Origin of the sequence: Aminobacter sp. BE322 (genome assembly GCF_050433525.1) — a bacterium.
GTDB lineage: Bacteria > Pseudomonadota > Alphaproteobacteria > Rhizobiales > Rhizobiaceae > Aminobacter.
This window is the reverse complement of the sequence record NZ_JBNPXB010000043.1, coordinates 1-2,500: the sequence shown is the minus strand read 5'-3', so window position 1 is coordinate 2,500 and position 2,500 is coordinate 1. Positions and strand designations below refer to the sequence as shown.

The window sequence follows — 2,500 nt, the reverse complement described above, 5'->3', positions numbered from 1 at the left end:
TAACGTCCGTCGTGAAAAGGGAAACAACCCTGACCTACAGCTAAGGTCCCCAAGTTATGGCTAAGTGGGAAAGGATGTGAGGATCCCAAAACAACCAGGATGTTGGCTTAGAAGCAGCCATCATTTAAAGAAAGCGTAACAGCTCACTGGTCTAAATAAGGGTCTTTGCGCCGAAAATGTACCGGGGCTCAAGCCATACACCGAAGCTTAGGGTTTGCAGCTTGCTGCAAGCGGTAGCGGAGCGTTCTGTAAGCCAGTGAAGCCGTACCTGCGAGGGGCGGTGGAGGTATCAGAAGTGCGAATGCTGACATGAGTAACGTAAGGGGAGTGAGAGACTCCCCCGCCGAAAGTCCAAGGGTTCCTGCTTAAAGTTAATCTGAGCAGGGTTAGCCGGCCCCTAAGTCGAGGCAGAAATGCGTAGACGATGGGAACCACGTTAATATTCGTGGGCCTGTGGGTAGTGACGGATCGCACAAGTTGTCGGGTCTTATCGGATTGATCCCGGCAGCGGAGCGGTTCCAGGAAATAGCTCCCACTTATAGACCGTACCCGAAACCGACACTGGTGGACTGGTAGAGTATACCAAGGCGCTTGAGAGAACTATGCTGAAGGAACTCGGCAAATTGCACGCGTAACTTCGGAAGAAGCGTGACCCTTTTGCGGGCAACCGTAGGAGGGTGGCACAGACCAGGGGGTAGCGACTGTTTATCAAAAACACAGGGCTCTGCGAAGCCGCAAGGCGACGTATAGGGTCTGACGCCTGCCCGGTGCTGGAAGGTTAAGAGGAGAGGTGCAAGCTTTGAATCGAAGCCCCAGTAAACGGCGGCCGTAACTATAACGGTCCTAAGGTAGCGAAATTCCTTGTCGGGTAAGTTCCGACCTGCACGAATGGCGTAACGACTTCCCCGCTGTCTCCAGCATAGACTCAGTGAAATTGAATTCCCCGTGAAGATGCGGGGTTCCTGCGGTTAGACGGAAAGACCCCGTGCACCTTTACTATAGCTTTACATTGGCATTCGTAGTGGCATGTGTAGGATAGGTGGTAGGCTTTGAAGCCAGGGCGCCAGCCTTGGTGGAGCCACCCTTGAAATACCACCCTTATCTCTATGGATGTCTAACCGCGGCCCGTTATCCGGGTCCGGGACAATGTATGGTGGGTAGTTTGACTGGGGCGGTCGCCTCCTAAAGAGTAACGGAGGCGCGCGATGGTGGGCTCAGAACGGTCGGAAATCGTTCGCTGAGTGCAATGGCATAAGCCTGCCTGACTGCGAGACTGACAAGTCGAGCAGAGACGAAAGTCGGTCATAGTGATCCGGTGGTCCCGTGTGGAAGGGCCATCGCTCAACGGATAAAAGGTACGCCGGGGATAACAGGCTGATGACCCCCAAGAGTCCATATCGACGGGGTTGTTTGGCACCTCGATGTCGACTCATCGCATCCTGGGGCTGGAGCAGGTCCCAAGGGTATGGCTGTTCGCCATTTAAAGCGGTACGTGAGTTGGGTTCAGAACGTCGTGAGACAGTTCGGTCCCTATCTGCCGTGGGTGTAGGAATATTGAAAGGATCTGTCCCTAGTACGAGAGGACCGGGATGGACGGATCTCTGGTGGACCTGTTGTGGCGCCAGCCGCATAGCAGGGTAGCTATATCCGGACGGGATAACCGCTGAAGGCATCTAAGCGGGAAACCCACCTTAAAACGAGTATTCCCTGAGAACCGTGGAAGACGACCACGTTGATAGGCCGGGTGTGGAAGTGCGGCAACGCATGAAGCTTACCGGTACTAATAGTTCGATAGGCTTGATCGTTCTCATTCCTTATGTTCATCGCTAAAGCGATGCCAGTTATCGCTCACGCTTGTTCCGCCCTTCGGGCGGCGCTGCGCGGGCGCGGCGCACAAGCGCCGACGGTCGGTCGACCTTGCGGGCTTTGCCCGGAGGTCAGATCACGGCACAAAAAACAGGCTAAGCCTGCAGCTTCTCGATTACATGCCTTTTGCCGACCTGGTGGTTATGGCGGAGCGGCTGCACCCGATCCCATTCCGAACTCGGCCGTGAAACGCTCCAGCGCTGATGGTACTTCGTCTCAAGACGCGGGAGAGTAAGTCGCTGCCAGGTCTGCCAAGGGCATGTAAAATCTTCTCAATACGATAAATGGCCCGCCAACGGGACCAACGGGCCGCCAGTCTTGCAAGGATTGGGCGGCCCTTTCTGTTGCAAAAACCTCGCAAACCGTAGGAAAAACCCTACATGACCCGAGGAAAAGCCGGACAAGCCCGGCACAAGAAGTTCAACCCGGGGTGGAGCAGCACCCCGCCCGACCGCAGAAGCCCCCTTCTTCAGGGCCAAGGGCTTCGAGGACGGGCAAACACAAAAGATCGGGCTGTTCCCCGCCGGCGAAAGCCGGAAAAGTTCAACGCGGGGTGGAGCAGCCCGGTAGCTCGTCAGGCTCATAACCTGAAGGTCGTTGGTTCAAATCCAACCCCCGCAACCAAAATACAAAC

The 2,500-nt window shown here is 55.6% G+C and carries 1 tRNA gene and 2 rRNA genes (1 of these 3 cut by a window edge); all 3 read left to right on the top strand.

Features of this window, described 5'->3' with window-relative positions:
- Nucleotides 1-1,805: ribosomal RNA gene (locus tag J2X50_RS24805) — 23S ribosomal RNA — on the top strand; it begins 1,006 nt to the left of the window's first position.
- 194 nt (nt 1,806-1,999) lie between these two features.
- A 5S ribosomal RNA gene (gene rrf / locus J2X50_RS24800) occupies nt 2,000-2,114 on the top strand.
- Nucleotides 2,115-2,413: 299 nt separating this feature from the next.
- A tRNA-Met gene (locus J2X50_RS24795) sits at nt 2,414-2,490 on the top strand.
- Nucleotides 2,491-2,500: the final 10 nt, after the last annotated feature.